The following is a 26,136-nucleotide window of genomic DNA, read 5'->3' on the forward strand; positions in this document are numbered from 1 at the left end:
ATCAAGGGTGGGTCTAACCGCTTAACGCAGGTTCTTGGTCAATACTGTTGTTTCTGTTACTGAAGGCTAAATATTAATTGGCTAGTAAACTGGGTTCATAACTCGTGCCCTTTTTCAGCATGGCATATGCTGTCCTAACTGTCTTATTTGCTAACGCAATGGCTGCACACTTCACACCTCGTCTTTCAACTAATTCTTTGAGCCATTGTTCTTTTTTCGTTTTTGGCTCTCGATGCTTTAGCTGACTGATGACCGCTCTGGCTCCGAGAAACAAGTGACTGCGTAATGTTATCTCGCCACGGTATTTGGCTATATGACCTATTCGTACTTTTCCACCACTTGAGTGTTGGCGCGGGGTGACGCCAACATTGGCTGCCGCGTTACGTCCACTCGTAAAATGGGTTGTGTCACTTAAGCTTATTAATAAACCAACCGCTGTGATAGGCCCGACACCCTCAAGTGCCAGTAAGCGTTCACATTGCTCATCTTGTTTTACCAAACCTGTCAGTAACTCATTAAATGTTTCTTTTAATGTTGATTGCGCTTTAAATAATTCATAGCACTGAGCTAGACACTGCCTTAAACCAGCGGTTAAACCATTATCGCTATCTTCTAAAATCTCAGGAATAGCTTGCCTAAACGCGCATTCTGATTGCTTGATTACAATCGCAAATTCAAGTAACAAGCCTCTGATTTGATTAGCCAATTGCCGTTTCTGTTTTTCAGCTAACGCACGCATTCGCTCTATCGATTGTAGACTTTGCTGTGCTTGTGTCAGTGATTTACACGGGCGAACATTGGGTGAGAAAGAAGCCGCAGCTATTGCAATAACATCATTTGCATCCGTTTTCTGGCCAACTCTAAATGCTTTGACAAATCGAGGGTCTAGAATCACGACTTCATGACCTGCACTACGCGCTTTGCGTGCCCAATAATGAGCACCGCCGCATGATTCCATAACAACTTTACAGCGAGGTGACGTAGTGAGTATGGTCAATAGTTCTTTTCTGCTCACCGCTTTATTACTTTGTAGTTTTTGATGAAGAAACTTACCGACTTGAAAAACATTTTTTGCCAAGTCGATGCTAATTAGGTTAAATTTTGACATGTATGGATTCCTTATTGGTAAAAGTAATTGTCCAATTTCTTTATACCGTACTCACTATATTTGGGGGAGGAGTCCATACATCTCCTACAAGTACACTTTGCCTAGAGCCTAGAGCCTAGAGCCTAATTGCATAGGAAGACGCAGCAACAATCACCCACACCGCGCGGCTGAACGCTGACGGCTGAAAGCTCTGTGTTGGATTTCACTTCGCTCTACCCAACCTACGCCAGACCTTCAAACTTTCCCCTCGCTAACTTTACTCTCGCAACTTGTAACTCATTAACTCATCCTCCAAAAACAAAAACGCCAGCATATAGCTGGCGTTTTTTAATCTGAGGGTAAGCTTGATATTAAGCTTTTGGACCTGCTGATTTGATTGCTTCTGAAACATCGTATTTAGCGAAGTTTTCAGTGAAGTCAGAAGCTAGCTTGTTTGCGTATTCTGCGTACTTCTCTTTATCTTCCCATGTGTTGATTGGGTTAAGAAGTTGGCTGTCTACACCTGGAACTGCAACTGGTACATCTAGGTTTAGAACATCGATGTGTTGAGTTTCAACATCTGCCAGTTTACCTGATACGATTGCATCAACTACAGCACGTGTAGTCGGGATATCGAAGCGTTGACCAGTACCGTAAGGGCCACCTGTCCAACCTGTGTTAACTAGGTATACTTTAGCGCCGAATTCACGTACACGCTTCATTAGAAGTTCTGCATAAACGCCAGCAGGGCGTGGGAAGAACGGAGCACCGAAACATGTTGAGAACGTAGACTCGATGTCGCTTGTTGAACCGATTTCAGTTGAACCTACTTTCGCAGTGTAACCACTTAAGAAGTGGTATGCAGCAGCTTCTTCAGTTAGTACTGAAACTGGTGGCAATACACCACTTACGTCACATGTTAAGAACACAACGGCTTTTGGCTCGCCAGCACGGTTTTCTACTTTACGTTTTTCAACGTGCTCAAGCGGGTAAGCTGCGCGGCTATTTTGTGTCAGGCTTGTATCATGGAAATCTGGTACACGATTTTCGTCAAGTACCACGTTTTCTAAGATTGTACCGAAGCGAATTGCATTCCAAATAACTGGTTCGTTCTTTTGTGAAAGATCGATACATTTAGCGTAACAACCACCTTCGATATTAAATACGCTACCAGGTGCCCAACCGTGCTCGTCATCACCAATAAGGAAACGAGTAGGATCTGCAGATAATGTTGTTTTACCTGTACCAGATAGACCGAAGAATAACGCGGTGTCGCCTGCTTCACCTACGTTTGCAGAGCAGTGCATTGGTAATACACCTTTTGCAGGAAGTAGGAAGTTTTGTACAGAGAACATTGATTTCTTCATTTCGCCTGCGTAGCGCATACCAGCTAGTAGTACTTTACGTTGTGCGAAGTTAATGATTACAGTGCCGTCACTGTTAGTGCCATCACGCTCTGGGTCACATACAAATGAAGGTACATTCATTACCTGCCACTCAGGGAAGTCAGCAGTATTGTATGTTTGAGGTTCGATAAACATGTTTTTGGCAAAAATATGATGCCATGCAGTTTCTGTTGTAACTACAACTGGTAAATAGTGCTCAGGATCAGCGCCAACTTCTAGGTGAGAGATGAAGTGGTCGTTGCTTTTCACGTGTTCTTCTACACGGGCCCATAACGCATCAAACTTGTCTGCATCGAATGGGCGGTTAACGTTGCCCCATTGGATTTCGTTTTCAGTGCTTGGCTCTTGAACAATAAAACGATCTTTTGGAGAGCGGCCAGTGCGTACACCGGTTTTAGCAACAAAAGCACCATTAGCGGCTAGAGTCCCTTCGCCACGACGAATAGCGTGTTCGACAAGTTCAGCTGCTGTAAGATCAACAAAACTAGTAGCGTTTGCAGTCATGTTTATACCTAAATTGTGAGAGATTGAACGGGATAGCTCTGGGGTTCTTAGTTTTCCCTTTTGCTAAAATAATAGTAACAGAAGGATTAGGGATATTCGAGTGTCTGAAGGGCTTAAAAAGGCATATATTTGGCAAAAAACATGAATAATTTCAATGATACCGGTGTCATAAAATGGCGCTTTTTCATGACACCGGTATCATTAGTTTTGATATTTTTTTTAATAAAAAAGCCGCACTGATGGCGGCTTTTAATATAATAATATTTATTATGGTGTATTAATTAAATATGGCTTTAATATCTTGCTCGTTAAAGATGTAATCTTTTAAGCAATAATGACAGCTAATTTTTACTTCACCATTTGCTTGCACGTCGGCAAGTAATTCGTCTTGACCTACATTTACTAATGCAGCAATTGTTTTGTCTCTGCTACAGCCACAACGGAAGCTAATAGACTGTGGTTCGAATAACTGAGGATTATCTTCATGGTAAAGTCGAGTCAGCACAGTGTTGGCATCTAAACCTAGTAACTCTTCATCTTTAATCGTGTTACTGATTGCTTCAAGATGAGTGAAGTCTTCAACTGATTTATCTTTATTTACAGGTAATACTTGCAAGAATAAGCCTGCAGCTTTGGCTGTGTCTGCTGTTACTTCAGTCGCAAACCAAAGACGTGTTTTTAACTGTTCCGATTGCTCAAAATAGTTTTCAAGGCATTTATCTAAGCTATCGTGCTCTAACGGTACAATACCTTGGTATCGCTCACCTTTAGTTGGCGTAATTGTAATAACCATATAGCCATTACCAATTAAGTCTTTTATTGAGCTACCGGTTACTTCACCTTGTAGACGTGCGATGCCTCGCATGTTTTGTTTATCGTCACCATTGATTACTGCATATTTAACAGGGCCGTCGCCTTGTAGTTGAACGGCAATTTCGCCTTCAAACTTTAAAGTAGCTGTTAATAAGCAGGTAGCAACAAGTAGTTCACCTAATAAGGTTTGCACAGGTGCTGGGTAATTATGGTTTGCGATCATCTCTTGATAAGTGTTTTCAATTTGTACGAGTTCGCCACGTACATCGAGCTGATCAAATATATAACGATGAAGTAAATCTTGTTGCATGAGTTGCATTACCTAACTTGATTTCATTTTTAACAGTTCACGTCTTTGCTTCTTATCTGGTTTACGATCAGGGTGTGGAGCAAAGAAGCTGTTGTTCTTACGGGCGATAGCATTTGCTTCGCGTTTCTCAATACTAGCTTGAGTTTCTTGATATAAGGTTTGTGCAATGGGGGCACCTTGACGTTTTTCAAGGATCTTTTCGATTGTCACAACCTTTTCGTCGACCCCTTGTAGCAGTTTTACCACTGCACCTACTTCGACAATTTTGCTGGGCTTGGTACGTTGTCCATTATAATGTACTTTGCCGCCTTGCACCATGTCTCGTGCTATTGAGCGGGTTTTATAAAAGCGGGCAGCCCATAACCATTTATCAAGGCGCACGCTTAATTCGTCTTGTTTGTCTTGCGACTTTTGAGTGTTACCTTTTGACACAATTGTGCTCTTTTAAAGCTGCTTATATATTGGCAAAATTTACCATGAAACTTAATCACAAAGAAATAGTCATAGTTATTCCTTGTAGCCCCTGTTTGTCGAAATTACCTTGTTTACAAAGTTTAATATACGTGCGCTTGTTGAATGAAAAATGAAAAGGTACTATAGGCCAGCTATCAAGCAGTAAATTAAAATAAGAAATAGAGTTTATGGATCAACACTTACAACAAGTTAAACAGTTTTTAAACGGCTTACCTCATGCCAAGCTAAGTGCATTTGTAGTGCTGTTAGTTGTTGTTTATATTGCTTTTTTGTCATCTAAGCTGTTTTGGCTTGTGTGGCCAGAACCCGATACAAGAGCACTGCCAGTAACCGGTGTTAACAGCATGGCTAAACGAGTTGAGACAGTCAGCTCTCGCCAAATTATTGAACAAAATCTATTCGGCAAAGTTGTTGTCGAAGCTAAAAAACCTACCTCAAAACAAAATCAAGTTATTAACAACGCCCCAGAAACTCGCCTAAGCATTAACCTAACCGGTATTGTTGCGGTAAGCCAAGATGACCAAGCAGGCCTTGCAATAATCGAATCTCAAGGCAAACAAGAAACTTATGTTGTTGATGATGCAATTAAAGGCACTCGTGCCAAGCTTGCTCAAGTATTACCTGACAGGGTGATTTTAGATGTAAGCGGCCGCTTTGAGACCTTAATGCTGGATGGCCTCGACTTCACTAAGAAAGTGTCTATGCCAGTACTGGCAGAACGTGAAGAGTCAGAGTTAACAGCTGGTCCTCAGCTTGAAGATAATAATGAAATAAATGCGACGGAAGATGAAGAAGTAAAAGAAGCTCTTCTCGAAACGCGTGAAGAAGTATTGGATGATCCCGGTAAACTATTTGATTACATTCGCGTCTCTCAAGCGATGGTTGATGGTGAGTTAGTGGGTTACCGCTTAAGTCCAGGTAAAGATCCTGCTTTATTCAAGCAGATGGGACTAATGAACAATGATTTAGCTATTGCGATTAATGGCTATCAATTAAATGATTTAAAACAGGCAATGTCAGCAATAAACGAATTACGAAATAGTACTGACGCAAGTATCACTATCGAACGCGATGGTGAGCAAATTGATGTGCAATTTAGCCTGCAATAACTAGCTTTGGAGTTTTTATAGAATGGTTCACGCGCTACACCTCTCAAAAATCAAAAAAGGGTTAGCTAAATATACTGCGCTTTTTTTATTAACAGGACTATCGCTTTCAGTATCTGCTGTTGAGTATGCGGCTAATTTTAAAGGCACAGATATTAATGAGTTTATTAATATCGTAGGTAAAAACCTAAATAAAACCGTCATTATTGATCAGAATGTGCGCGGTAAAGTCAATGTTCGCAGTTACGAGCTAATGGACGAAAAGCTTTATTATCAGTTTTTCTTAAACGTCCTTGAGGTTTATGGTTATTCAGCTGTTGAAATGGATAACGGTATAATCAAAATTGAAAAAAGCTCTGATGCTAAAAAATCAAATGTACCGTTGATCACAGATGATAACCAAGCAAGTGGCGATATGATGGTGACACGTGTTGTACGTGTTAAAAATGTAAGTGTGCAAGAGCTTGGCCCGCTAGTTCGTCAATTTAGTGATCAAAAAGATGGCGGCCACGTTGCTAACTTCAATGCAGCAAACGTGATGATGTTGACCGGTCATGCCGCTTCAGTTAACCGCTTAGTTGAAATTATTCGCTCTGTTGACCAAGCCGGTGACAAGCGTGTTGATATCGTAAAACTTAAATTTGCTACCGCTGATGATGTAGTGTCTGTTGTTGAGAATATTTACAAAGATGGTGGCAAAGGGAGCGTTCCTGAGTTTTTAATTCCTAAAGTTGTTGCTGATGGTCGTACTAACAGTGTGATTGTCAGTGGTGAAGCACAAGCACGTACACGTGCTGTTGAATTGATTAGCCGTTTAGATGGTGAGTTAGAGAACCAAGGTAACACCAAAGTAATCTACCTTAATTACGCCAAAGCAGAAGACCTTGTAAAAGTATTGCAGGGCGTGAGTAAAACACTGGCAGAAGACGCGCAAGGTGGTGCAACTAAAACTCGCTCTCGTAATCAAAACGAAACAAGCATTGAAGCACACCCAGATTCAAACTCACTCGTAATTACTGCACAGCCTGACACCATGCGTTCGCTCGAGCAAGTTATTGAACGTCTTGATGTTCGTCGTGCTCAGGTTTTAGTTGAAGCTATTATCGTTGAGGTGTTAGAAGCCGATGGTATCAACTTAGGCTTACAGTGGATTTCAGAGCAAGGCGGAATGATGCAGTTCAACAATGGCACCACAGTACCTGTTGGTTCGTTAGCTGTTGCTGCTGAACAAGCGCGTGATAAAACGATTGAAGGTACGGTAGTTGGTACTGAAACTGGAACTGTAACTAATACTTCTGAAACACAAGAAGGTGACTTAACGGCACTTGCTTCACTACTTGGTGGTATCAATGGTCTAGCCATGGGTATTGTGAAAAACGACTGGGGTGCAATTATCCAAGCTGTTTCAACCGATACTAACTCTAATATTCTTGCTACGCCGTCTGTAACGACCATGGATAACGAAGAAGCATCAATGATTGTTGGTCAAGAAGTACCGATTATCACAGGCTCGCAAACAGGCTCAAATAACGCAAATCCATTCCAAACAGTTGAACGTCAAGAAGTGGGTGTGAAGCTGAAAGTGACACCACAAATCAATGACGGCTCAGCAGTTCAGTTAACGATTGAGCAAGAGGTTTCAAGTGTAAGTGGTGCGACTGCGGTTGATATTTCAGTAAACAAACGTGCTATTAAAACCACAGTTATGGCTGATGATGGCGGCATGGTTGTACTAGGCGGCTTGATTGATGAAGACGTGCAAGAAAGTGTTTCTAAAGTACCATTATTAGGTGATATCCCAGTACTTGGCCATTTATTCCGCTCAACCAGCACGAGTAAGCGTAAACGTAATCTAATTGTATTTATTCGTCCTACCATTGTACGCGATGGCATCAGCATGAATAAATTGAGCCACTCGAAATATAACTTTATTCGTGGCGAACAACACAAGCAAAAAGAAGATGGTATTGATTTAATGCCGTTGACGGATGCACCAATTCTTCCTGAATGGAATGATGCCTTGATATTACCGCCAACGTACGAAGAATACCTAAAACAACAAAACGCGAATGAGCGCAACGATGACTAATGCAATTACAGAAATCAATGATGAGCTAGCGTCAGAAGTACCGGCAAGTCATGATGAGCTACTAACAAGCGATGATCTTGTTAGCTTGCCAACCAAGCGTTTGCCATTCTCGTACGCGCGTCGTACAGGCGTATTATTGAGTAAAGATCAGGATAACTGGACTGTGTATTATCGCGGTGAGTTAGATGTTGATGCTTTACTTGAAGTACGCCGTATTGCGGGTCATGGTTTTTCGCTAGAACAATTACCTGATGACAAATTTGAGCTGTTGCTTGAGGCTTCTTATCAGCGTGATAGTTCTGAAACGCAGCAAATGATGGAAGATATCGGCAACGAGGTTGATTTATTCTCGCTTGCAGATGAATTACCGCAAACTGAAGATCTACTAGCTGGTGATGACGATGCGCCAATCATTAAGCTGATCAACGCGATGCTGAGCGAAGCAATTAAAGAAGGTGCTTCAGATATTCATATCGAAACCTTTGAGCAAGAGCTGGTAATTCGCTTTAGGGTTGATGGTGTATTAAAAGAAGTATTAAAGCCGAACCGTAAACTCGCTTCACTGCTAGTGTCGCGTATTAAGGTAATGGCAAAACTAGATATTGCTGAAAAACGTATACCGCAAGATGGTCGTATTAGTTTACGTATTGCTGGTCGTGCCGTTGATGTGCGTGTATCGACGATGCCATCAAGCTTTGGTGAGCGTGTTGTGCTACGTCTACTTGATAAAAACAACGCGCGCCTGAATCTAGAAGATTTAGGTATGACTGAGCGTAACCGTGAATTGTTTGCTGATTTAATCAGTAAGCCACACGGTATTATCTTAGTAACCGGTCCTACGGGTTCTGGTAAAAGTACCACCTTGTATGCGGGCATGAGCCAAATCAACTCACGAGACCGCAATATTCTTACTGTTGAAGATCCTATCGAGTACGAGATACCAGGTATTGGTCAAACTCAGGTAAATACCAAGGTAGATATGACCTTTGCCCGAGGTTTACGTGCCATCCTTCGTCAAGACCCTGACGTCGTAATGGTGGGTGAGATCCGTGACCTTGAAACAGCACAAATTGGTGTGCAAGCGTCATTAACCGGTCACTTGGTTATGTCGACACTGCATACTAATACAGCTGCTGGTGCTATCACGCGTATGGAAGATATGGGTGTAGAGCCTTTCTTACTGTCATCATCGTTACTCGGTGTATTGTCACAACGTCTTGTACGTACTTTATGTAATAGCTGTAAAGAAGGTCACATTGCTGATGAGCGCGAGTGCCAGTTATTAGGTGTAAACCCAGCTGAACCGCCAACAATTTATCGTGCAGTTGGTTGTGAAGAGTGTAACTTTAATGGTTATCGCGGTCGTACGGGTATTCATGAGTTGCTGGTTGTTGATGAAACAATTCGTGAAATGATCCACAGCGGTAAAGGCGAACAAAGTGTTGAAAAATACATTCGCAAACATAGTCCAAGTATTCGCCAAGATGGCTGTAATCGCGTACTTGCAGGTCGCACTACCTTAGAAGAAGTCTTGCGTGTAACACGTGAGGAAGGTTAATCATGGCAGCATTTGAATACCGTGCCCTTGATGGCAGAGGTAAAGAGAAAAAAGGCATTCTTGAAGCCGATACGGTAAAGCAAATCCGCCAAACTTTGCGCGATCAAGGTTTAATGCCTTTAGAAGTTGTTGCTGCTGCAGAAGGCGAAAAGCAAACTACTGGGGCAAAGAGCTCTTTATTTGGTAGCTTCTTTAAACCAAAAATTTCGACTTCAGATTTAGCATTAATCACTCGTCAGCTCGCAACCTTAATCCAGTCAGCATTACCTGTTGAAGGGGCTGTCATGGCGGTGGCTGAGCAGTGTGAAAAGCCGCGTTTAAAACGTATGCTAATGGCTGTACGTTCAAAGGTTGTTGAAGGTTATACCTTAGCAGATGGCATGAGTGAGTTTCCGCATGTATTTGATGATTTGTATCGTGCCATGGTGGCAGCCGGTGAAAAATCAGGGCACCTAGACCAAGTTTTAAATCGTTTGGCTGATTACACGGAACAACGTCAGCATATGCGTAGTCAAATCACGCAGGCGATGGTGTATCCAACTATTCTGGTGGTATTTGCTATTGCGATTGTCTCTGTATTATTAGGTACTGTGGTACCAAAAATCCTGAAGACCTTCGAAAAATCAAAACAAGTATTACCCTGGACTACCGAATGGGTAATGGCCGCCAGTAATTTTGTGCAAAACTACTGGTTTATTAGTTTAGTCATTATAACCGTGTTAGCTGTGGCCATTAAGCAAGCGCTTAAACAGCCGCATATTCGTTACTGGTATGACGAAAAAGTGCTGTATTTACCGGGTATTGGTAAGGTAGCACGCGGTGTTAATACGGCGCGTTTTGCTCGAACTTTAAGTATTTTATCGTCAAGCTCAGTGCCGCTACTTGAAGGGATGCGTATCTCAGGTGGTGTACTGGCTAACGAAAAAATGAAAAAGTCAGTGCAAGATGCTGCAACACGTGTGAGTGAAGGGGCGAGCCTTCGTGCTTCACTTCAGCAAACCAAGCTTTTCCCACCTATGATGCTGCACATGATAGCCAGTGGTGAAAAATCAGGTGAACTTGAGCAAATGCTTGAGCGTGCTGCAAATAACCAAGATCGTGAGTTTGAGAGTATGGTAAACGTGTCTCTGAAACTATTAGAGCCCGCGATGATTGCTTCAATGGCGGTAATTGTATTGTTTATTGTTATGGCAATACTACAGCCGATTATGGCAATGAATAAGGCTGTAGGTCTTTAAATTAGGGAACACTAGAGCAATTAGCAGCTAACACTGCCGCTCTATAATAAATTTTTGAAGAAAGTTAGAGGTATTTTTGTGAACAAACAGTCAGGTTTCTCATTACTAGAAGTCATGGTAGTACTGGTTATCATCGGTATGATCATGTCAATTGTGGCGCCAAATATCATGGGTCAGCAAGAAGAAGCTGCAATCGATAAAGCGCACTTAGATATTCAACAAATTGAAGATGCGTTAAGCTTATACAAGCTTAAAAACAAAGCGTATCCAACCACAGAGCAAGGCTTAGAAGCGCTAGTAAATAAAACAAGCATTGAGCCAATTCCAAAGCGTTTTCCTGATGGCGGTTTCCTTGAGAAATTACCAGAAGATCCATGGGGTAACCCTTACCAGCTAATCAGCCCAGGAGAAGTTGGTAAAATTGATATCTTCTCAATGGGTCCTGATGGTGAAGCAGGTACTGATGATGACATCGGTAACTGGGATGAAGCAAAGTAATAATGCCTAAATTCAGCCAACTGAACAAAGCTTATACACATCAAGGCTTACTATTATGGTAAGCCTTGGTCGTTTGCATTTGGCTGGCCGTGCTAAGCACGCGAAAGGGTTTAGCCTCATCGAAATATTAATGGTGCTCGTGGTGATTGGTTTTGTCACCAAGATGGTTGCCTACAGTTTTGATGGTGGTGCTGAAGAAGAACTCGAAAAACAAGCGCTCAGATTACATACTACGATTAATATGGCGTCTGAGTTTGCGATTTTAAATCAGGTTGAGCTGGGTTTTCATCTTGACCAAGATACATTTGAATTTTTAGTTTTTGACGGTGATAAGTGGGTTACGTTTGACCGTGAAAAACTGTTTGCCCCAATTAAGGTTGATGAACGCTTTAAGCTCACACTTAACCTTGATGATTTAGCCTGGGCACAAGATAACTTATTAGAGCAGTCAAACTGGCGTGAATTAATGAGCGGTGGTGACGAAGACAGCCTACTTGAGCTTCAAAAGCTCAAAATACCGCAGGTACTTATTTTATCTTCTGGCGAAGTCAGTGCGTTTCAATTGGTTTACGAGCTTAAAGAAGAGCGTGAACCGCAATATTTTATCGAAGGCGAATTTATGGCCCCGGTAAAGTTTCGTATGGAGCCTGAATAATGAATAAGTCAGCAGGTTTTACCTTACTTGAAGTGATGGTTGCACTGGCTATTTGTGCAATGGCCGGTATTGCCGCAATGCAGGCAACTGGCGAACACATTAATCATCTTTCGTCGATTGAAGAGCAAACTTATGCTTCTTGGGTTGCTGAGAACGTAATGGTTGAGCAACGCGCCAAAGGCGATAAATGGACAGGCAAAAATGGCGTTAAAGGCACTGAAACGCTCGCTGGTTTTGAATGGTATTGGCGCCAGGATGTGGTTCCTACTGCTGATAAAACCTTTGTAAAGGTCACCATTAACGTGTTCGCTGATGAAAAGCTTGAATACCCAGTGTATGAGCTTTCTACTTATTTGAATAAAGGTGATAAGTAGTGAAGCAACGCGGTTTTACCTTACTTGAAGTGATTGTCGCCATGGGCATCTTAGCCTTTGTGGTGTTATCGACCCATCAAATACTGGATTCGACAACCAAAGCAAAAGAAGCTTCAGACGAGACGATTGCTGAGTTAAATGGCTTTCAAACCTTATTTCGTTTAATGGACCAAGATTTTAGCCAAATGACTAAGCGTCAGGTGCGTAACGAAGCTGGTGATTTTCAAGACACGTATGTGTTAGCTGGTCGTTATATTCTTGATAGCCAATACGATGGTATTGGCTTTGTTCGTGATGGTTGGGTTAACCCAATTAACTTACTGCCGCGCTCTGAACTGCAAGCGGTTGGTTACCGCGTTATCGATGACAAGCTTGAACGAGTGTATCGGGTGTATGTTGATCAACTAGATAACATGGAGCCGCGTTCACAAGTCATTTTAGAAGACATTGAAGATCTTAAATTTGAATTTTTAGATGACAAAGACGAGTGGCAAGAACAGTGGCAAATTAAAGCACTGCCAAAAGCGGTGGCAGTCACTATACAAAAAATAGAACAGGAACCAATTCGTCGCGTATTTTTAGTGCCAGGTGAAGGCAAAGTCACTGCCCAAGCAAATAATGGTAATAATAACGGAACGGGTGGCAAGCCATGATTGCTACTAAACGTTCTAAAGGTGCTGCACTTGTTATTGTGCTATTTATTGTGGCGCTAGCGGCTATGTTAGCTGTTGAGATGAGTGCTAATTTAATGGTGCAAGTGCAGCGCAGCAGCAATATTCAAAACCATCAACAGGCTAAATGGTATGCCTTTGCAGCTGAAGAGCTGGCAATTAAAGCACTAAAACAAACTAAAAAAGATGATCCTGATAAAACGCATTTAGAGCAAGTCTGGGCACAGCAAGGTGGAGTCCCTTACCCGGTTGATAATGGTACCTTAAGTGGCACAATTACAGACTTACAAGCATGTTTGAATTTAAATGCATTGCATGTAAAGCCAGATCAACAAACGGATCCAAATAATAAAACGAACCCAGCACATAAGGCATTGTTGGCATTATTAGAAAATATTGAAGACTTGCCAACCGATGAGTCTGAAGAAGCCATGGCCGATAGCGTGTTTGATTGGTTAGACGCTGATAGCATTACCTATCGTTCAGGTGCAGAAGAAGATGAGTACTTATCTCGACAATACCCATATATGACGGCAAATAGCTATTTTGCTTCGACGTCAGAACTTCGTTTAGTAAAAGGCTTTAACCCACTCGTTATGGAGAAACTTTTACCATTTGTGTGTGTTATTCCAGGTAGTGAGTTATTACAAATAAACGTTAATACACTACCTGTAGAAAGTGCCATTATATTAAGCTCGCTTATTGATGGCTTAAGTCTTTCAGGCGCTGAAGCGGTATTATCATCACGTCCTCAAGAGGGATATGATGATTTAGAAGCATTTTTTGAAGAGGTTAATCAACAAGGCGCACAAAATGTGAAAGCCGTTGAAGACCTATTCAGTATCAACAGTGAATATTTTAAACTACAAACGCAGGCTGAATTTGCAGAACTGCGTTTTTCGATGACCACCTTACTCCATGCCACTAATGGTACAGTAACGATACTGGCGCGAAAATTTGGAGGCGTACAGTGACAGAGATATTGTTGATCCGTACGGGTCAAACATTAAAAGACAGCCTTAACTGGCTAATTTACTCACCAACAGAACAAGAAATAATTGCTAGCGGCGAAATTGCCAATGCAACACAACTTGGTGAGCTAACAGAGAGAGCACAATCACGGGAAGTGGTTGTACTACTACCAAGTGATCAAGTACAACTAAAAACGGTCGCATTGCCAACCAAGTGGAGCCGCAAGTTAGAGCAAGCACTTCCTTACATGCTAGAAGAAGAAATAGCCTGTGATGTTGATGACTTATTTATAGCGATTGCAGAGCCAACACTTATTGATGAGAAGCACGCGATTAATATCGCGATGACCGATCGTGAATGGTTTGAGCAATGGCTGGCTGAGTTCAATGAGCATGGCATCGAAGTATATAAAATACTGCCGGATGCTTTATTGTTACCTGATGTCGATGACAACACTCAGTTATGCGCTATTGAGCTTAATGGTCAGTGGCTATGTAAGCAGGGTAACTGGCATATTGCCGCTGTAGAGACAAGTTGGCTTGCTGGCTATTTAACAGCATTAGGTAACCCTGATGTTGCACACTTTAGCCCTGCAACGGCTTTTCCTGATACGGTTAACCTTAGTGCTCAAACGCAGCAATACGATTTACCTTTAGCCTTATTTGCTAAGCAGTTACCTGAGGTGAAATTCAACCTTCGCCAAGGTGTTTATCAGCTTAAGAAGAAATCAGCAATTTGGTGGGGCTATTGGCAAAAAGCAGCTATTGCAGCAGGTGTTGCATTAGTTTGCAGTGTTGGTGTTAAGTCGCTTGAGCTTTATAAGTTAAATAACCAGCTTGAAGCGGCAAAAGCTGAAGTGGTTGCTAATTATCAGCGTGCTTTTCCAAATAAAAAAGTGCGTCCTCAGCTTATTCGTAGCCAAATTCGCAGCGAACTTGCATTGATAGAAAGTGGCAGTACAGCTGGCTTCTTAGATTTGACTAACGATCTTGTCTCTATTTTTAGTGAAGTAAAAGACTTCACACCAGAAACGCTTCGCTATGATCAAGGTCGTAACGAATTACGTATTCGTGCGCGCGGCAAAGATTTCCAGTCATTTAGTAAAGTAAAAGCAATTTTAGAACAGCGTGGCTTAACCGTAGATCAAGGCTCGCTAAATAATGATGGTGATTTTGTCGTTGGTGAAATTAAGTTACGAGGTGCGGCATGAAAAACCAAATAATCAATTATTGGCGCTCGTTAAAAGAACAAGAGCAGCAACTTGTAATGGTTGCAGGTGGTGTGTTTGTTATTTTTGTGCTGGTTATGGGGGTCTTTCGTCCACTTAACACGGCTATCGAAAAAGCAGAGCAAGACACAATAAAACAACAAGAGCTGCTAGCATGGGTTGATGAAAGTATTGTTAAACTTAAAGCGAGTGGTAACGCACGTAATACGAGCAGCCGTAGCTTAAGCCAAATCGTTAATAGCACCCGCAATCGTTATCAAATTATCATTAGCAAAATGCAGCCAAATGACAATTCACTTCGTTTAACCATTGACTCTGTTGAGTTTAATAACCTTGTTGAATGGTTGGATGAACTGGTTAATTCACATGGTGTGCTAATCGAGAATTTAGATTTAAGTAAAGATGACAAATCAGGCTTTGTGCGTGTAAGTCGTTTGGTACTAGAGAAGTAAACGATGAAAAGAGTTATTTTATTAATCACAGTGTTTGTGATGTGTTTTTTGGTGTTTACGCTGGTAAAAACACCCGCTGCCGTTGCACTTGATTTAGCTAAGCCGCATTTACCAAAGCAATTACAATTAGGTAAAGCCAGTGGCACGCTATGGGACGGTCGCATTATGCAGGTACGTTTTGATGGTGAGCAATTAAATAATGTGCGTTGGCAGTTATCGGGCTGGTCACTGTTCACAGGTAAATTAGTGGGTACGGTACGCTTTGGTGATCCTCGTGATAAAGCGGATATTTCAGGTCATGGTGACTTTACATATGGCCTCTTTAACCAAGCCATCACTGTGAAAAAGACTACTTTACGCTTAACGGTTGAACGTGCCATGGAGCGTTTACAACTCCCTTTGCCGGTTAGTGCGCAAGGTCGTGTGATTGTAGATTTAGATGAGTACAGCTCAGGCGAGCCATACTGTGAAAGCCTAAGCGGCGAAATCGCGAGCCCGAACATTGATGTGAAAGGAATGAATAACTGGTTTAGCATTGGCCCTCTGAGCGGCCGTTTAAGCTGTAAATCGGGAGATGTAGCAGTACTTGTTGACCCAGAGAACCGTTTAGGGCTTGAAGCTGATGCAGTATTAAAAGCGAATCTTGATTTTAAAGTTGCTGGTTATATTAAACCTGAAGCAAGCTTACCAAAAGAAGTGCATGATGCAGCTAAGTTTCTTGGTCGTCCTGATAACGAAGGCCGTTATCCGCTTAACTTTTAAATTGGATTAATTGAACAGTATGCAATTACCTGAGTTTTCAAAGCAGCAAAGTGAGCTTTTAAGTCAGTTTTTAGCGCAGCATCAAGACGCACTTAGCTTGGCACAAACGCAAGGCTACTTATTTGCGGTGATCTGTGCTCCTGAGCCGCTTGATGTTCACCAGTGGTTAGAAGAGGTTGCACCTGGCTCTGATGGGCAAATGGATGAGCAAGTGCTGTTTGCATTTATGGCCTTGTATCAACAGATCAGCGAACAAGTATTCGAAACGGGTTTTACATTACCTGTGAGCCTACAGCTGAGCTCTCAAGGGCAGCAATACTTAGACATTCAAGAATGTCAGCATTGGAGCCAAGGCTTTATGCATGGTGCACAAGGCTACGTTAACAAGCTATTAAGCGCGCCACAGTTAGCGGATGATCTTAAAGAGGCGTTGGCTAGTGCACTGCAAAGCTTAGGCTTTTTTACCCTTGAAACGAGTGAAATTGCAGCCCTTGCAACTGATAATGGTCTATCTGAAGGACAATTATGCCAGCAGCAGTATGAAGTTATGAATGAATTCGCCGCTGGCTTTGCTGAGCTAATTGAAGTCGTTGCTGTAAATAGCCAGCTATATAATGATGAGGGCTGGAACTAACCCAGCTCCAATAGGATGTCTGTGCAACCTTTGGCACAGCTTACAACGCCTTTACCTGGCTGATCAGTCTTCAAATTTAAGGTAAGGGCGCCTTTACATACTTCACAGTATAAGGTTTGCCCTTTGCCCAGCTTTTTTAGCATATTGCGTTGTTTGGCAAACGAGTCGCTGGTTTTTTTGTTTAAAGCTGAAAAGTCCATTACTTGTTTAGCCTTTCTTCAAGTGCGTTCGAGACAATACTGCATACGCGGTTTAAGCGTTCGCCATAAAAATATAAGTTAATATCTTTTTCACGGCAGTAGCGTAAGTGAAAAACTTGCAGTTTATCGTCTGAAGTAAATGTCTCTTCAATATATTCGTGTTCTGAATTAGATAAATTCAGCTGTGACTTAATATTAGTTTTAGCCATATTCGCCGCAGGGCTACGGTTAATTTTACTAGCATCAGAAAGCAATGACACGCCATCCCCTAGTAACCTTTCTCTTGGCTCTTTGATCAAAGGATGATCAATCGTGAAAAGTGCTAAAATAATAAGCACTAAAATAAGAAATTTTTTCATAGCACAATAATCTTTGATCTAAATAAATATGGTCTAAGTGCAAGTTTAATAAAATGGTCGTTTTAAAAGCAAGCAGATAAGATTAAATAATTAAAACGTCGTATTTTCGATCAATCCCTGAAATTTTCTATAGATTGAGTATAATGCTCTATAGATTTAAAGTTTCAGAAATCTTTGAACGTAATGAGATGTATTCTGATTTGCTTATTTGGCACAGAGAATCTCTTACTGCAAACATATGTTTGAGTATTATTTCCTAGTGGCGTTGAGGAATTTTAATGGATAAACAGATTAAGGTTAAAAATATCCCAACGGAAGTAAAAATCCAGAAACCGGAAAACGCTTCCCTCGATGATAGATTTAATCCACGTAACCGTATTTATGTCCGAGCTGTAACGGGTTTACACCAACTGTTAAGGCAACGAATTGGTTTTGTCGGCATGCTTGCATTTATGCTACTACCTTGGATTAACTTCCATGGCCAACAAGCTGTGTTGTTCGATTTGGTGGGGCAAAAATTTAACATTTTTGGTTTAACCCTCTGGCCACAAGATCTGACTATCCTTGCTTTCATTTTAATGTTGGCAGCGTTTGCGTTGTTCTTGGTGACGACCTTTTATGGTCGGGTCTGGTGTGGTTACACCTGTCCGCAAACCGTTTGGACCTTCATTTTTATTTGGTTTGAAGAAAAGTTTGAAGGCAGCGCAAATCAACGTAAAAAACTAGATCAACGCCCGATGGACTTTGATAAGTTTTGGCGTAAAAGTGCTAAACACGGCAGCTGGTGGTTATTCTCGCTTTATACCGCATTTACTTTTGTCGGCTACTTTACGCCAATCCGTCAGCTACTGCCTGATCTGTTTACCCTTGATGCAACAGCGTATTCGTATATTTGCTTAGCCGTATTTGCAGTGTGTACCTATGGTAATGCCGGTTGGATGCGCGAGATTATGTGTTTACACATTTGCCCATACTCACGTTTTCAATCAGCTATGTTCGATAAAGATACCTTTACCGTGAGCTATGACGAAGCACGTGGTGAAAGCCGTGGTCCTCGTTCACGTAAGCAAGATCCAAAAGAGCTCGGCTTAGGTGATTGTATCGACTGTAACTTATGTGTGCAGGTGTGCCCAACGGGGATCGATATTCGTAACGGCCTACAATATGAGTGTATTAACTGTGGTGCATGTATCGATGCGTGTGATGGAGTGATGGATAAAATGAATTACCCACGCGGGCTCATTTCTTACACTACAGAACGTAACTTAGAAACGCCAGACAACAAAACACATGCACTGCGCCCTAAGTTAATTGGCTATTTAGTTATCTTAGTAGTGCTAACAGGGGCGCTAGTAGCAAATATTGCGATGCGCAAACCGATGGAACTCGATATTATTCGTGACCGTAACCAGCTATATCGTGTTGACTTTAATGGTTTAGTTGAAAACACCTATACACTAAAAGTAATTAACAAAGCACAACATGAGCAAACCTTTAACATTCGTGTTGAAGGACTCGATAACTTTGAATACATCGGCAAACAAACATTCACAGTACCTTCTGGCGAATCTTATAATGTGCCTCTGTCATTAGTTGTTGATCCTTATGATTTGAAAAAGCCCATGACGAAGTTTGAGTTCGTACTTTCTGTCGATGGTGAGCCAGATGTGCAGATTTCGCAGCCGAGTAACTTCTTTAAGGCGCGATAATTAAGTACACTGAGCAAATGAATAAAAAGCGGGATTTCCCGCTTTTTTTATATGATGAGGCATTATGAGTAAATTTAGTTTTGTAGACCTTACACCCGATTCAATTTTAGATGCAGTTGAAAGTATCGGTGTTTATGCTGAATCAGGTCTGCTGGCCTTAAACAGCTACGAGAACCGTGTTTATCAATTTAAAGCAGAAGATGGCCATCGTTATGTTGTTAAGTTTTACCGACCAGAGCGTTGGAGTAAGGCGCAAATCTTAGAAGAGCATGCCTTTGCATTTGAGCTTGCCGAGGCCGAAGTGCCGGTTGTTGCGCCTGTTATTATCGAAGGGCAAAGCTTATTTGAGCATAATGGTTATTTGTTTACGTTATTCCCAAGTGTGGGCGGGCGCATTTTTGAAGTTGATAATTTAGATCAACTCGATGTACTTGGCCGCTTAATTGGGCGAATGCACCAAGTAGCTAAGGCAAGGCCATTTGAACATAGGCCTGTGATCAGTTGCGAAGAATACCTTCAGACAGCTAAAGTTCAGTTACAAGCAAGTAACTTGGTGCCAATGGCATTAGAGAATGCCTTTTATACTATTTTAGATTTGGTGATTAAAGAAACCACAGAGCAGTATAAAAATGTTGAAACCATCCGCCTGCACGGTGATTGCCATGCCGGTAATATATTGTGGTCTGGTGACGCGTTAATGTTTGTTGATTTAGATGACAGCCGACAAGGGCCTGCTATTCAAGATCTTTGGATGATGCTCAGTGGCGATCGTAACAACCAACTGTTACAGTTAGACACCTTAGTGGCTGCTTATGAAGAATTTTGCGACTTTGATCACAGCCAATTAAAGTTGATTGAACCACTTAGAGCAATGCGTATGGTGCATTACATGGGGTGGTTGGCAAAAAGATGGGATGATCCTGCGTTCCCACGGAACTTTTCATGGTTTGCTGAAGACAAATACTGGGAGCAGCAAATACTAGCGCTAAAAGAACAGCTTGCAGCGCTACAGGAAGCACCATTAAAATTATTACCATAAACTTTTAAAGTTAATAAAGACGAGAAAACAATGTTTAAAAAATTAAAGTTAAGTCTACTCATTTTATGTTTACCTTTTGCAGCCCTTGCTGCTGATTTTGAAGCAGGTAATCAATACGAAGTATTAAAAGTTGAGAAAAGTGCAGCACCTCAAGTAACTGAGTTCTTTTCTTTTTATTGTCCACACTGTTTTCAGTTTGAACCGGTCGCAAAAGCATTAACTGCAAATCTGCCTGAAGGGACTGAATTTGTAAAAAGCCATGTTAACTTTTTAGGTGGTGTATCTAAGCAAACACAAAGTAACTTAAGCTATGCCTACTTAATTGCTAAGCAACATGGCAAAGGTGAGCAAGTTGCTGATCAAATTTTTAATAGCATCCACAGACAACGCGCTTTACTTAAAGATATGAAAGACGTGAAAGCATTACTTGCAACTAATGGTATCAGTAACGAAGTGTTTGATGCTGAAATTGCAAGCATGCCAGTTATTAGCGCTGAGAAAGCGATGCAAGATAAGCAACAAAAATATACAGAGATGGGTGCTCTTACTGGTGTACCAACTTTTATCGTCAATGATAAATATAAAATTAATTTAAATACCATCAAGAGCCAGCAGATGCTTGATGAGTTAGTCGAATTTTTATTAAAACAATAATTTTGGAGTAATGAAGTAATGATCAAGTTAGTAAAAGCTGTATTAATGGCTGCCACGCTAGGTTTAGCGGCAAATGCCTCAGCTGTTCAATATGAAGAAGGTAAGCATTATGAAACGATTGATGCACGCGCTTCTAAAAAGCCTGAAGTAAAAGAGTTCTTCTCATTCTACTGCCCACACTGTAATAACTTCGAGCCAGTAGTGAAAGAGCTTAAAACACTTCTTAAAGATGGCGTTAAATTCAAAAAGAGTCATGTTGATTTTTCAGGTCCTCGTGACCCAGAAATTCAGACTATCTTAGCGCAAGGTTATGCGACGGCTAATGTGTTACCACAGAAAGACGCGTTGGTAGCCGCTGTGTTTAATCATATTCACGGTAAGCGTGCTCGTATTAACGAACTAGCTGATATGAAAGACATCTTTGTTTCACAAGGTGTATCGGCTGAAGATTTTGATAAGTACTACAACAGCTTCTCTGTACGTACTATGGCGTCTAAGATGAAGCGCGACCAAGAGTATTACCAACAAAAAGGTGCTTTAAAAGGCGTTCCAACTTTTATTGTTAATGGTAAATACCGTGTAATCCTAGGTGCGGATTCAGGTATTAGCGATGCGAAGAGCATGGCAGACTTAATTAACTACCTAGCTGATAAATAAGCTTAGTTAGTTGAATTTAATACAAAGCTCCGTTCGCGGAGCTTTTTTGTTGGAAAAGCAAATGCAAAAACTATTAGTTTCAAGCTGTTTGTTAGGAAACCCTGTTCGTTATGACGGGCAATCGCAAAATTTACTCCATCCTGGTTTAGAAGCCCTTAAACAGCAAGGAAGGCTCGTTGCATTCTGCCCTGAAGTAGCTGGGGGCTTACCTACACCAAGGCCGCCTGCAGAAATCAAAGCGGGTAGAGTACTTACCAAAGATGCGCAGGATGTCACAGTGCAGTTTGCTTATGGCGCAGAACAAGCACTTAAGCTTTGCAAAAAGCAGGGCATTCGCTATGCGCTGTTAAAAGAATCAAGCCCATCATGTGGTCGCAATACTATTTACGATGGTAGTCATTCAGGAAAGAAAATTTCAGGGATGGGATTAACTGCAAAGCTGTTAACCGACAATAATATAGCTGTATACAGTGAGCAGCAGTTGCCAGCGCTATTTGCTGCGCTGGCAGATTGATTTTATTTACGTTGTAAAAACACACCTGATTCGATGTGGTGGGTGTAAGGGAACTGATCAAAAATCGCAAAGCGTTTTACTTCATGGGTTTTGCATAAGTGATCAAGGTCACGTTCTAAGGTATCTGGGTTACACGAGATATAAATAATATTGTCGTAGTTCGCAACTAGGTCACAAGTTAGTGTGTCCATGCCAGCACGTGGAGGATCCACTAAGATTGTTTGGCAGTTATAGCTTTTCAGGTCTATGCCATCTAAACGAGAGAAAGTACGTTCGCCTTTCATTGCTTGGGTGAACTCTTCACTCGACATACGAATGATATCTAAGTTCTCAACCTTGTTCTGTGCGATATTGTATTGCGCTGAGTAAACCGATGATTTTGAAATCTCAGTGGCTAATACGCGGTCGAATGAGCCTGCAAGAGCAATCGAAAAGTTACCATTCCCACAATATAACTCCAGTAAGTCATTACTGAGAGGTTGGCAAAGGGCTTGTGCCCACTCTAGCATCTTGATGTTTACTTTAGCATTCGGTTGCGTAAAGCTATTTTCGACTTGTTGATAAGTAAGCTCTTTACCGTTTACGTTTAAACGCTCGATAACATAGTCATTACCAATCACTTCTTTTTGCTTACGAGCACGGCCAATAAAATCAATCTTAAACTGTGTGCTCAGTTTTGCTTTAAGCTCTTTAATTGCTTGTAGCCACTGCTCATCTAGTTGTTTGTGATACAACAAGCTAACAAGGATCTCGCCACTTAAGCTTGAAAGGTAATCGATTTGAAACAGCTTACGGCGCAGAACTTCATTGTCTTTTAAGTTTTCGATCATCGCTTGCATCACTTCACCCACTAAAGGTGCTGCAGGGTCAAACTCATCTACGCGGATCTTTTCTTTGGTTTGTTGATCAAACATGATGTGAAACAGGTCTTCACCTTCATGCCAAACACGAAACTCTGCACGTTGGCGGTAATGAATAGGATCAGAGCCGAACACTTCTAATTTTTCGACCCCAAAACGTCGAAACTGTGAGGTGATGCGCTGCTCTTTCTCACTCAATTGTGCATCGTATTGAGTTGTATCAATTTTTATAACCGCCATGGCTGATTACCTTTTATCTCTTAGCTGTATAACGGCGCTATTGTAGGGAGCGCTGAGGATTTGTCTAGTTTTGTTATTTATTTTAGTGTCGTTTTTTTATACAAAAAACTTAAGTTTTGTGGTTTTTGGCCGATAATGAGTTAACCATAACATGGAGTCGGATCATGAAAATTGGCAACCTAGGCTATATGCCTAATACAAATGTGAATAAATACAATGGTAAACAGGCACTGCAGCAGCCTACCATTCAAAATCGTCAAGATAGTTATCAGCAACGCGGCAGAGAGCTCGCGGCAAAAGTTCTTGATGATAAACTTGCTGAGGCACTAGGTTTACCTAAAGCCGAAGAGAAAAAAGATAAACCCTTGTTCGACTTTGAAGAGATCGTGAAAAACGTACTCGACTTTGTTGGCGGTGCACTTCGTAAAGCAAAAGCTGATGGTGCTGATGATGAAAAACTCAAAGGCATGCTAGGTGATGCACGTAAAGGTGTGCAAATGGGCATCGACGATGCGTACGATGAGCTTAAAGAGTCAGGTATTCTTAACGATGACATCGAAGAGGGTATCGAAAAGTCTAAAGAAGGTATCTTCAAAGGTATTGATGAATTAGAAGAAGACTTGTTCAATCCTAAACCTAATGCGGTTTCAGTAAGCCAAGCTCAATACATCAGCTTAAGTAATAACGCAGAGTACACTTTCACCACCGCTGAAGGTGACGAAGTAAGTATTAGCTTTGCTGATGCATACGAAAGCAAGTCTGCAAGCAGCTATAGCAAAAATGGTGACAACGAAGCCTTTGTCAGTGAGTCTTCGCAATCACGTGATTTATCATTCTCGATGTCGGTCAATGGTGATTTAAATGAGCAAGAGCAGCAAGCTATCAATGAATTGATGAAAGACTTACAAAGCGTTAGCGAAACATTCTTCTCTGGTTCATTAGAAGATGCCTTTGAACAAGCTAAAGAGCTTAACTTAGGTAACGAGCAACTCGTTGGCTTTACGATGGATCTGAAACAAACCAAAACAGTAGCAGCGATTAAAGGCTATGAAGAATATAAACCAGCCCCTGAAAAAGAAGTTGCTGAGAAAATAGCGCCATTTAATGACGACTTGAAACAGGCGTTTAATAAAGCGGGCGATATTGGTTTGCAAAATGAACTGGCTGGCATCTTACAATGGTTAAACCAAGATAAAGAAGAAGTCAGTAAGCTGGTGGATTATACCAAAGCAATGTTTGAGCAAATGAATAAGCTTCGCTCGGCAACAGAAGAAGAGGCTTAGCCCTTTCTTTCTTTTTATAAAGCTGCATGGCAAACTGCTGACCTTTGATGATCCGAGGTAAGCAGTTTGTCAGTTCATATAATGGTGTTTGATTCTGGTATAGGTGGAACAACTGTACTTGAACAGATCCAAGCATTGATCCCTGATGCTGATTATAGTTATTTTATGGACAATGCTTTATTGCCATATGGCGCGCAGAGCCAGCAAACGATCATAGCACGCCTTTTTGCGCTACTACAGTTTATCGAAACAGCAAACTTACACGTTGATATCCTAGTTATTGCGTGTAATACCGCCTCTACCTCTGCCTTAGAAACTATTCGTCAGCACACAAGTATAGAAGTTGTTGGGGTAGTACCTGCAATAAAACCTGCTTGCGCTATAAGTAACAGCAAACATATTGGTTTACTGGCGACACCATCAACCATCAAGAGTCGTTATACTGCAAACTTAATTAGTACTCATAGCCAAGGCACACAAGTCAGCTTATATGGCTCAACAGCACTGGTAGAAATTGCTGAAACACTATTTCATACACAGAGACTCAATAAAGCAAAGCTTGAGAAAGTATTGAGTGATTTAGCGATAGCAGAAGATATAGATGTATTGGTACTTGGATGTACACACTTTCCATTATTAGCCAGCGCGATCAGTGACTACTATAAACAACAGATCTTCCTTATTGACTCAGGCAAAGCGATTGCTAAGCGCGTTGAAAGTTTAATTGCTCTACAAGGCTTTACTCTTACTACAGGTAAAAAAAAGCCGCTGCACTATTATGCAACGGCTTCTATTGGTCATTCGCAATTAAGCGTTGAGCTTATTACGCTGACTGATCAGATCCCTCACGAAAGCTGTTAGCTTCGTTCTCTTGTTTTTGTTTTGCTTCACGCACTTTTAAAGTGCGTTGTTGGAATTCGCTATCATTTAATTGATTGATTGCTTTATCTGCATCAGCTTCAGCCATTTCAACAAAACCAAAGCCACGACGTTTACCTGTATTTTTATCTTTTAATAAACGTACATTGAAAACTTTGCCTTGTTCTTCGAATAAAGCACGAACAACACCTTCATTAGCACGATAAGGTAGGTTGCCAACATAAAGTGTTTTTGTTTTTACTTCGGCCTCCTCACTTGACGCTGATGAAAGTGCTGCAATAACTAAAGCACCAATTAATAAGCCTGCACCAAATAGCAACGCTGGGTCTAAAGCTAAGCTTGCAAGTGCGAACTTAACAACCACAAAACCTAAAACAGCAAGAATAACGGAGAAAAGAAAAGATTTTTGATCGGGTAATTTCATTTTGATCTACCAATAAACAAGAAATAAACATTAATTTAACATTGTGAACTTGCTATCTTAACGAGTTAAATGAACATAGCAATGAAATTTGCATTAAATTATGAATATTGGCTTAAAAAACAGCCATAATAGCGACCGTTTTTGCTGTTTTCGGTAAATTTAGTTCGCTTTTTGAGCGAACAGTAAAAAGATCGAAAAAAAGTGTTGATCTGTTTTTGGATCTCCCTATAATGCGACCCCACTGACACGGCGGGCAGCAACGAAAGGCGCTGAACAACGTAGCAGAGAGTTAAGTGAAACTTCGGTTTCAAATAATCGAAAGAAAGTTTGAAATTAAGTGTTGACTCGAAAATTTAAGGATGTATTATACGCATCCCTAGCGACAACGTCGCAACGTTCTTTAACAATATAAAGCAATCATCTGTGTGGGCACTCGTACAGATTGAGTTCTAACAGCGAAGCTTAGTTTACTAAGTAACGCAAACAA

28 protein-coding genes are annotated in these 26,136 nt (G+C 41.3%); 20 read left to right on the forward strand and 8 right to left on the reverse strand.

Annotated elements, in window-relative coordinates; all coding sequences use genetic code 11:
- Window positions 1-73 precede the first annotated feature (73 nt).
- From ABMY41_RS17020 to hslR, 4 genes are all read right to left on the reverse strand, one after another.
- Complete coding sequence (locus ABMY41_RS17020) at window positions 74-1,108, reverse strand: IS110 family transposase (protein WP_349275570.1); 1,035 nt, start codon at window positions 1,106-1,108, stop codon at window positions 74-76.
- A 350-nt stretch (window positions 1,109-1,458) separates the two neighbouring features.
- Complete coding sequence (locus tag ABMY41_RS17025; protein WP_055199452.1) at window positions 1,459-2,997, reverse strand: phosphoenolpyruvate carboxykinase; 1,539 nt, start codon at window positions 2,995-2,997, stop codon at window positions 1,459-1,461.
- Between the two features lie 277 nt (window positions 2,998-3,274).
- Window positions 3,275-4,120, reverse strand: a complete 846-nt coding sequence (hslO, locus tag ABMY41_RS17030) for an Hsp33 family molecular chaperone HslO (protein ID WP_058584593.1) — start codon at window positions 4,118-4,120, stop codon at window positions 3,275-3,277.
- A 12-nt stretch (window positions 4,121-4,132) separates the two neighbouring features.
- Window positions 4,133-4,552 carry a ribosome-associated heat shock protein Hsp15 gene (hslR, locus tag ABMY41_RS17035; RefSeq protein ID WP_054564047.1) on the reverse strand — a complete coding sequence of 140 codons (420 nt, stop codon included), beginning with the start codon at window positions 4,550-4,552 and terminating at the stop codon, window positions 4,133-4,135.
- 209 nt (window positions 4,553-4,761) lie between these two features.
- On the opposite strand from hslR, the gene gspC reads away from it, so the two are divergent.
- The 13 genes from gspC (at window position 4,762) to ABMY41_RS17100 (ending at window position 16,831) form a co-directional block, all read left to right on the forward strand.
- Window positions 4,762-5,703: a type II secretion system protein GspC gene (gene gspC, locus ABMY41_RS17040; RefSeq protein WP_289098774.1), complete on the forward strand. Its 942-nt coding sequence runs from the start codon at window positions 4,762-4,764 to the stop codon at window positions 5,701-5,703.
- A 22-nt stretch (window positions 5,704-5,725) separates the two neighbouring features.
- Window positions 5,726-7,789 carry a type II secretion system secretin GspD gene (gene gspD / locus ABMY41_RS17045; protein WP_248530249.1) on the forward strand — a complete coding sequence of 688 codons (2,064 nt, stop codon included), beginning with the start codon at window positions 5,726-5,728 and terminating at the stop codon, window positions 7,787-7,789.
- Window positions 7,782-9,347 carry a type II secretion system ATPase GspE gene (gspE, locus tag ABMY41_RS17050; RefSeq protein ID WP_058584590.1) on the forward strand — a complete coding sequence of 522 codons (1,566 nt, stop codon included), beginning with the start codon at window positions 7,782-7,784 and terminating at the stop codon, window positions 9,345-9,347. Before gspD ends, gspE begins: the two co-directional genes overlap by 8 nt.
- A gap of 2 nt (window positions 9,348-9,349) precedes the next feature.
- A complete protein-coding gene (gspF, locus tag ABMY41_RS17055) occupies window positions 9,350-10,585 on the forward strand; it encodes a type II secretion system inner membrane protein GspF (RefSeq protein WP_287243375.1) in 1,236 nt (411 codons plus the stop codon).
- 78 nt (window positions 10,586-10,663) lie between these two features.
- Window positions 10,664-11,083: a type II secretion system major pseudopilin GspG gene (gene gspG, locus ABMY41_RS17060; protein WP_289098771.1), complete on the forward strand. Its 420-nt coding sequence runs from the start codon at window positions 10,664-10,666 to the stop codon at window positions 11,081-11,083.
- A 55-nt stretch (window positions 11,084-11,138) separates the two neighbouring features.
- Window positions 11,139-11,738 (forward strand): prepilin-type N-terminal cleavage/methylation domain-containing protein, encoded by a 600-nt coding sequence (locus ABMY41_RS17065; protein WP_287243377.1) that lies wholly within the window; start codon window positions 11,139-11,141, stop codon window positions 11,736-11,738.
- Window positions 11,738-12,112: a type II secretion system minor pseudopilin GspI gene (gene gspI / locus ABMY41_RS17070; protein WP_054564054.1), complete on the forward strand. Its 375-nt coding sequence runs from the start codon at window positions 11,738-11,740 to the stop codon at window positions 12,110-12,112. The genes ABMY41_RS17065 and gspI overlap by 1 nt, the downstream gene beginning before the upstream one ends.
- A complete protein-coding gene (gene gspJ / locus ABMY41_RS17075; RefSeq protein ID WP_175080951.1) occupies window positions 12,112-12,765 on the forward strand; it encodes a type II secretion system minor pseudopilin GspJ in 654 nt (217 codons plus the stop codon). Before gspI ends, gspJ begins: the two co-directional genes overlap by 1 nt.
- Window positions 12,762-13,757 (forward strand): type II secretion system minor pseudopilin GspK, encoded by a 996-nt coding sequence (gene gspK, locus ABMY41_RS17080; RefSeq protein ID WP_175080950.1) that lies wholly within the window; start codon window positions 12,762-12,764, stop codon window positions 13,755-13,757. The genes gspJ and gspK overlap by 4 nt, the downstream gene beginning before the upstream one ends.
- Window positions 13,754-14,965 (forward strand): type II secretion system protein GspL, encoded by a 1,212-nt coding sequence (gspL, locus tag ABMY41_RS17085; RefSeq protein WP_289098767.1) that lies wholly within the window; start codon window positions 13,754-13,756, stop codon window positions 14,963-14,965. Before gspK ends, gspL begins: the two co-directional genes overlap by 4 nt.
- Window positions 14,962-15,435, forward strand: a complete 474-nt coding sequence (locus tag ABMY41_RS17090) for a type II secretion system protein M (protein WP_175083517.1) — start codon at window positions 14,962-14,964, stop codon at window positions 15,433-15,435. The genes gspL and ABMY41_RS17090 overlap by 4 nt, the downstream gene beginning before the upstream one ends.
- 3 nt (window positions 15,436-15,438) lie before the next feature.
- Window positions 15,439-16,197 (forward strand): type II secretion system protein N, encoded by a 759-nt coding sequence (locus tag ABMY41_RS17095; RefSeq protein WP_175080947.1) that lies wholly within the window; start codon window positions 15,439-15,441, stop codon window positions 16,195-16,197.
- A gap of 19 nt (window positions 16,198-16,216) precedes the next feature.
- Window positions 16,217-16,831: a YecA family protein gene (locus ABMY41_RS17100; RefSeq protein WP_289098765.1), complete on the forward strand. Its 615-nt coding sequence runs from the start codon at window positions 16,217-16,219 to the stop codon at window positions 16,829-16,831.
- Here the strand turns inward: ABMY41_RS17100 and ABMY41_RS17105 are convergent.
- Entirely contained in the window at window positions 16,828-17,031 is a 204-nt protein-coding gene (locus ABMY41_RS17105) for a hypothetical protein (RefSeq protein WP_054564061.1), read from the reverse strand. The genes ABMY41_RS17100 and ABMY41_RS17105 overlap by 4 nt on opposite strands.
- Complete coding sequence (locus tag ABMY41_RS17110; protein ID WP_251604427.1) at window positions 17,031-17,390, reverse strand: hypothetical protein; 360 nt, start codon at window positions 17,388-17,390, stop codon at window positions 17,031-17,033. Before ABMY41_RS17110 ends, ABMY41_RS17105 begins: the two co-directional genes overlap by 1 nt.
- Before the next feature lie 278 nt (window positions 17,391-17,668).
- On the opposite strand from ABMY41_RS17110, the gene ccoG reads away from it, so the two are divergent.
- The 5 genes from ccoG (at window position 17,669) to ABMY41_RS17135 (ending at window position 21,963) form a co-directional block, all read left to right on the forward strand.
- Entirely contained in the window at window positions 17,669-19,099 is a 1,431-nt protein-coding gene (gene ccoG, locus ABMY41_RS17115; RefSeq protein WP_251604425.1) for a cytochrome c oxidase accessory protein CcoG, read from the forward strand.
- A gap of 64 nt (window positions 19,100-19,163) precedes the next feature.
- Entirely contained in the window at window positions 19,164-20,138 is a 975-nt protein-coding gene (locus ABMY41_RS17120) for a serine/threonine protein kinase (protein WP_058584582.1), read from the forward strand.
- Between the two features lie 30 nt (window positions 20,139-20,168).
- Window positions 20,169-20,792, forward strand: coding sequence for a thiol:disulfide interchange protein DsbA/DsbL (locus ABMY41_RS17125; RefSeq protein ID WP_251604423.1), 624 nt, complete (start codon window positions 20,169-20,171; stop codon window positions 20,790-20,792).
- An 18-nt stretch (window positions 20,793-20,810) separates the two neighbouring features.
- Window positions 20,811-21,449: a thiol:disulfide interchange protein DsbA/DsbL gene (locus ABMY41_RS17130; RefSeq protein WP_251604419.1), complete on the forward strand. Its 639-nt coding sequence runs from the start codon at window positions 20,811-20,813 to the stop codon at window positions 21,447-21,449.
- Window positions 21,450-21,510: 61 nt separating this feature from the next.
- Entirely contained in the window at window positions 21,511-21,963 is a 453-nt protein-coding gene (locus ABMY41_RS17135; protein ID WP_058584579.1) for a DUF523 domain-containing protein, read from the forward strand.
- 2 nt (window positions 21,964-21,965) lie between these two features.
- Here the strand turns inward: ABMY41_RS17135 and trmA are convergent, their stop codons facing one another.
- Window positions 21,966-23,063: a tRNA (uridine(54)-C5)-methyltransferase TrmA gene (gene trmA, locus ABMY41_RS17140; RefSeq protein WP_349275580.1), complete on the reverse strand. Its 1,098-nt coding sequence runs from the start codon at window positions 23,061-23,063 to the stop codon at window positions 21,966-21,968.
- Between the two features lie 164 nt (window positions 23,064-23,227).
- On the opposite strand from trmA, the gene ABMY41_RS17145 reads away from it, so the two are divergent.
- Together ABMY41_RS17145 and murI are read left to right on the forward strand one after the other, a co-directional pair.
- A complete protein-coding gene (locus tag ABMY41_RS17145) occupies window positions 23,228-24,346 on the forward strand; it encodes a DUF5610 domain-containing protein (protein WP_175080942.1) in 1,119 nt (372 codons plus the stop codon).
- 66 nt (window positions 24,347-24,412) lie between these two features.
- On the forward strand, window positions 24,413-25,207 hold the full coding sequence (gene murI / locus ABMY41_RS17150; protein WP_289098760.1) for a glutamate racemase: 795 nt from the start codon (window positions 24,413-24,415) through the stop codon (window positions 25,205-25,207).
- On the opposite strand, the gene ABMY41_RS17155 is transcribed toward murI, so the two are convergent.
- Window positions 25,170-25,649, reverse strand: coding sequence for an RNA-binding protein (locus tag ABMY41_RS17155; protein ID WP_054564068.1), 480 nt, complete (start codon window positions 25,647-25,649; stop codon window positions 25,170-25,172). The two genes, murI and ABMY41_RS17155, sit on opposite strands and share 38 nt — an antisense overlap.
- Window positions 25,650-26,136: the final 487 nt, after the last annotated feature.

It is taken from the genome of Pseudoalteromonas sp. BZA4, assembly GCF_040104395.1.
Lineage (GTDB): Bacteria > Pseudomonadota > Gammaproteobacteria > Enterobacterales > Alteromonadaceae > Pseudoalteromonas.

What these genes read in the sequence shown, in the direction of transcription:
- ABMY41_RS17020 (WP_349275570.1), bottom strand. Translation starts at nt 1,108, where the DNA reads ATGTCAAAATTTAACCTAATTAGCATCGACTTGGCAAAAAATGTTTTT.
- ABMY41_RS17025 (WP_055199452.1), bottom strand. Translation starts at nt 2,997, where the DNA reads ATGACTGCAAACGCTACTAGTTTTGTTGATCTTACAGCAGCTGAACTT.
- hslO (WP_058584593.1), bottom strand. Translation starts at nt 4,120, where the DNA reads ATGCAACAAGATTTACTTCATCGTTATATATTTGATCAGCTCGATGTA.
- gspC (WP_289098774.1), top strand. Translation starts at nt 4,762, where the DNA reads ATGGATCAACACTTACAACAAGTTAAACAGTTTTTAAACGGCTTACCT.
- gspD (WP_248530249.1), top strand. Translation starts at nt 5,726, where the DNA reads ATGGTTCACGCGCTACACCTCTCAAAAATCAAAAAAGGGTTAGCTAAA.
- gspE (WP_058584590.1), top strand. Translation starts at nt 7,782, where the DNA reads ATGACTAATGCAATTACAGAAATCAATGATGAGCTAGCGTCAGAAGTA.
- gspF (WP_287243375.1), top strand. Translation starts at nt 9,350, where the DNA reads ATGGCAGCATTTGAATACCGTGCCCTTGATGGCAGAGGTAAAGAGAAA.
- ABMY41_RS17065 (WP_287243377.1), top strand. Translation starts at nt 11,139, where the DNA reads ATGGTAAGCCTTGGTCGTTTGCATTTGGCTGGCCGTGCTAAGCACGCG.
- gspI (WP_054564054.1), top strand. Translation starts at nt 11,738, where the DNA reads ATGAATAAGTCAGCAGGTTTTACCTTACTTGAAGTGATGGTTGCACTG.
- gspK (WP_175080950.1), top strand. Translation starts at nt 12,762, where the DNA reads ATGATTGCTACTAAACGTTCTAAAGGTGCTGCACTTGTTATTGTGCTA.
- ABMY41_RS17090 (WP_175083517.1), top strand. Translation starts at nt 14,962, where the DNA reads ATGAAAAACCAAATAATCAATTATTGGCGCTCGTTAAAAGAACAAGAG.
- ABMY41_RS17095 (WP_175080947.1), top strand. Translation starts at nt 15,439, where the DNA reads ATGAAAAGAGTTATTTTATTAATCACAGTGTTTGTGATGTGTTTTTTG.
- ABMY41_RS17100 (WP_289098765.1), top strand. Translation starts at nt 16,217, where the DNA reads ATGCAATTACCTGAGTTTTCAAAGCAGCAAAGTGAGCTTTTAAGTCAG.
- ABMY41_RS17105 (WP_054564061.1), bottom strand. Translation starts at nt 17,031, where the DNA reads ATGGACTTTTCAGCTTTAAACAAAAAAACCAGCGACTCGTTTGCCAAA.
- ABMY41_RS17110 (WP_251604427.1), bottom strand. Translation starts at nt 17,390, where the DNA reads ATGAAAAAATTTCTTATTTTAGTGCTTATTATTTTAGCACTTTTCACG.
- ccoG (WP_251604425.1), top strand. Translation starts at nt 17,669, where the DNA reads ATGGATAAACAGATTAAGGTTAAAAATATCCCAACGGAAGTAAAAATC.
- ABMY41_RS17120 (WP_058584582.1), top strand. Translation starts at nt 19,164, where the DNA reads ATGAGTAAATTTAGTTTTGTAGACCTTACACCCGATTCAATTTTAGAT.
- ABMY41_RS17125 (WP_251604423.1), top strand. Translation starts at nt 20,169, where the DNA reads ATGTTTAAAAAATTAAAGTTAAGTCTACTCATTTTATGTTTACCTTTT.
- ABMY41_RS17130 (WP_251604419.1), top strand. Translation starts at nt 20,811, where the DNA reads ATGATCAAGTTAGTAAAAGCTGTATTAATGGCTGCCACGCTAGGTTTA.
- ABMY41_RS17135 (WP_058584579.1), top strand. Translation starts at nt 21,511, where the DNA reads ATGCAAAAACTATTAGTTTCAAGCTGTTTGTTAGGAAACCCTGTTCGT.
- trmA (WP_349275580.1), bottom strand. Translation starts at nt 23,063, where the DNA reads ATGGCGGTTATAAAAATTGATACAACTCAATACGATGCACAATTGAGT.
- ABMY41_RS17145 (WP_175080942.1), top strand. Translation starts at nt 23,228, where the DNA reads ATGAAAATTGGCAACCTAGGCTATATGCCTAATACAAATGTGAATAAA.
- ABMY41_RS17155 (WP_054564068.1), bottom strand. Translation starts at nt 25,649, where the DNA reads ATGAAATTACCCGATCAAAAATCTTTTCTTTTCTCCGTTATTCTTGCT.